Genomic DNA, 3,355 nt, shown 5'->3' with positions numbered 1-3,355 from the left:
GCGTGTTTTCATTGAACTTGAAACAATGGCTTGCTCTAATATGCTTAAAAAGTCCATGGTCTCAATTTCTGCTTCAAACATGCTCACTTATGCTTATAAGCTCCGCGTGTTTTCATTGAACTTGAAACAATGGCTTGCTCTAATATGCTTAAAAAGTCCATGGTCTCAATTTCTGCTTCAAACATGCTCACTTATGCTTATAAGCTGCGCTTACTTTCATTGAACTTGAAACAATGGCTGGCTCTAATATGATAAAAACTAAATTATAAAACACCAATGACTTAAGTTAAGTCATTGGTGTTGGCGTTTTAGTGACGGAAGTGACGCATGCCAGTAAATACCATGGCAATGCCGTGCTCATCTGCCGCTGCAATGATTTCTTCATCACGGATTGAACCGCCTGGCTGAATGATGCAGCTGATACCAGCCGCAGCTGCTGCATCGATACCGTCACGGAATGGGAAGAAGGCATCTGATGCCATCACTGACCCTTCAACCACTAAACCTTCATCGGCTGCTTTAATGCCTGCAACTTTTGCTGAGTAAACGCGGCTCATCTGGCCTGCGCCGACACCTATTGTCATGCCATCTTTTGCGTAAACAATCGCGTTAGATTTAACGAACTTAGCCACTTTCCAGCAGAACATTAAGTCAGTTAGCTGCTCGGCGGTTGGTTGCACTTTTGATACCACTTTAACGTCAGCCACATCAACCATGCCTTGGTCGCGGTCTTGAACTAATAAGCCGCCGTTAACACGTTTGAAATCTTGAGTAGTGGTTTTAGTATCCCACTGACCACATTCGAGTAATCGCACGTTGGCTTTAGCGGCAACGATGTCGCGTGCTGCCGCACTAACTTTAGGGGCAATGATCACTTCAACAAATTGACGATCAACAATGGCTTTCGCGGTGTCAGCATCTAATTCTTGGTTAAAGGCGATGATGCCACCAAAAGCTGATGTTGGGTCAGTTTTGAATGCGCGATCGTAAGCTTCAAGGATCGTGTTACCTAGGGCCACACCACAAGGGTTAGCATGTTTTACGATGACACAAGCTGGGCCTTCAAATTCTTTCACACACTCTAGCGCAGCATCAGTATCTGCAATGTTGTTGTATGACAGGGCTTTACCTTGCAATTGTGTTGCACTTGCAACCGATGCTTCATCAATGTTGCTATCAACATAGAAAGCCGCTTTTTGATGGCTGTTTTCGCCGTAGCGTAAATCTTGTTTTTTGATCAGCTGAGTATTGAACGTGCGTGGGAAGCTAGAATCTTCGTGGCACTCATCTTTACTGTGTGCAGGCACCATAGTGCCGAAGTAGTTAGCAATCATACCGTCGTAAGCGGCAGTGTGTTCGAATGCGGCAATGGCTAAATCAAAACGTGTTTCTAAGGTGGTGCTGCCGTTGTTTGCTTGCATCTCTGTAATCACGCGATCGTAGTCACTGGCGTTAACAACAATAGTGGTGTCTTTATGGTTTTTCGCAGTAGAACGTACCATGGTCGGGCCACCGATATCGATGTTCTCAACGGCGTCAGCTAACGTACAACCTTCTTTTGCCACAGTAGAAGCAAATGGGTAAAGGTTAACCGCAACTAAATCGATGGGTTTAATGGCATTTTGTTCCATTACGATTTCATCAATACCGCGACGGGCTAAGATGCCGCCGTGTACTTTTGGATGCAATGTTTTAACACGACCATCCATGATTTCAGGGTGACCGGTATAGTCAGATACTTCAGTGACAGGAATATTATTGTCAGCAAGTAATTTGGCTGTTCCGCCTGTAGAAAGTAGTTCTACGCCTTGCTCGTGAAGTGCTTTAGCAAACTCAAGCATTCCAGTTTTATCAGATACACTTAGCAGTGCGCGACGAATAGGTCTGACAGTATTCATGTAGGTACAGTGTCCACTATTTATTTTAAGGAAGTTTGGCAAAACAGAGCAGACATCGACATGGCTCTGCTTTGCAAAATTCCCTTAATGTTTTTACTTGTTAGGGGGTTGCTGCCTATAGACAGGGCGCGCGCATTTTATCGCAAAAGCACCATATAGGGTGTTTTTTCTGCGCGATTTCACAATATTGAAATAAGAACAAAGTTACTCACAAAATTTTATTCTATAAAAGCCTTGACCTTGGATTTAACTCTAAGGTTTATAGTAATACTTATACTCGTAATGATTATCTGTGTATTGCATCAGAATGTTTATCTTACTCATGGTGAATTTATGTATCGAATAGGTGAAGTCGCGGCGCTGTTTAATGTTAAAGCTGACACGCTGCGGTTTTATGAAAAACACGGTTTATTAGCGCCCTCTAGCCGCTCTGATGCGGGCTATCGACTTTATAATGAGGATGATACTGCCAAGTTAGGTTTTATTATTCGCGCCAAAGCGGTGGGCTTTAGTTTGAATGACATTGCCGAGTTGTTATCCATTGAATTAGATAAATCCAACTGGGCATGTGCCGATGTAAAAGGGCTGGTGGACTCAAAGCTTAAACAAGTACAAGACAAGATGGCCGAGCTCGCCAATTTTGCTAACTCATTGGGCAAATTATCAGCGGCCTGTTGCGGCGGCCCTGAAAGCGCTGAACATTGCTCAATTTTAGAAGCATTAGAGTCAACAGATAAAGAATTAAATCCAAAAGCTGAACAGCAACGTCATACAGCAAAGCAGCCTCAAGGTTAGGAGCGCATTATGTTATTAAGCAATTTTTTAGAGTTATTTTTAGAGTCCGCTCCGTGGCTATTATTAGGCTTAGTGTTGGCCGGTTTGTTGAAAGTGTTTGTGCCCATGGCATGGATGCAAAAACAACTTGGTGGTCACGGCTTAAAAACAGTAGTTAAAGCAGCTGTGATTGGCGCGCCGTTACCTTTATGTTCTTGCGGGGTTATTCCTGCTGCAGTGGGTTTGCGTCGCTCTGGCGCATCAAAAGCGGCTACAACCTCATTTTTAGTATCAACGCCTGAAACTGGGGTGGATTCGGTTACGGTATCTTATGTGTTGTTAGGGCCATTTATGGCCATTGTGCGTCCGATAGCGGCGATCACCAGCGCCATTGTGGCGGGTTTATTAGTCGGTCGTGATGATGACGATGGTAAGGTCGTCAGCGAAGTTAAAGACGATGCAGCTACTAATACAGCAACTAATACCGCAACTACAACAGCGATGACGATGAAGCCTGCTGCTAATGCATCAGTGATGCAGCCAATGAGTGCCGCTGTTGTAAAATCAGTGCCAGTCGCTAAAGCCAGTAGTTGTTGTGCGAGTAAATCTGAATCCGTTAAGGCTGAGGCAGCGAGTTGTTGCTCGAGCAAGTCTGAATCCGTTAAGGCTGAGGCAGCGAGTTG

The 3,355-nt window shown here is 44.4% G+C and carries 3 protein-coding genes; 2 read left to right on the top strand and 1 reads right to left on the bottom strand.

The genetic code is table 11. The annotated features are described in order from the left end of the window. Positions 1-308: 308 nt before the first annotated feature. On the bottom strand, positions 309-1,898 hold the full coding sequence (gene purH, locus Q4533_RS19500) for a bifunctional phosphoribosylaminoimidazolecarboxamide formyltransferase/IMP cyclohydrolase (RefSeq protein ID WP_303414865.1): 1,590 nt from the start codon (positions 1,896-1,898) through the stop codon (positions 309-311). A 333-nt stretch (positions 1,899-2,231) separates the two neighbouring features. On the opposite strand from purH, the gene zntR reads away from it, so the two are divergent. Then, positions 2,232-2,693, top strand: a complete 462-nt coding sequence (gene zntR / locus Q4533_RS19495) for a Zn(2+)-responsive transcriptional regulator (RefSeq protein WP_102436938.1) — start codon at positions 2,232-2,234, stop codon at positions 2,691-2,693. Positions 2,694-2,702: 9 nt separating this feature from the next. Beyond that, a partial coding sequence (locus Q4533_RS19490) for a permease (protein ID WP_303503893.1) occupies positions 2,703-3,355 on the top strand: 653 nt, incomplete at its 3' end.

This window comes from Shewanella sp. 6_MG-2023 (assembly GCF_030547195.1).
Lineage (GTDB): Bacteria > Pseudomonadota > Gammaproteobacteria > Enterobacterales > Shewanellaceae > Shewanella.
The sequence above is the reverse complement of the archived record's forward strand: the minus strand, read 5'-3'. Positions and strand labels throughout refer to the sequence as shown.

Excerpts from the sequence above, each read along its gene's own strand:
- zntR (WP_102436938.1), top strand. The coding sequence starts at position 2,232 with ATGTATCGAATAGGTGAAGTCGCGGCGCTGTTTAATGTTAAAGCTGAC.
- purH (WP_303414865.1), bottom strand. The coding sequence starts at position 1,898 with ATGAATACTGTCAGACCTATTCGTCGCGCACTGCTAAGTGTATCTGAT.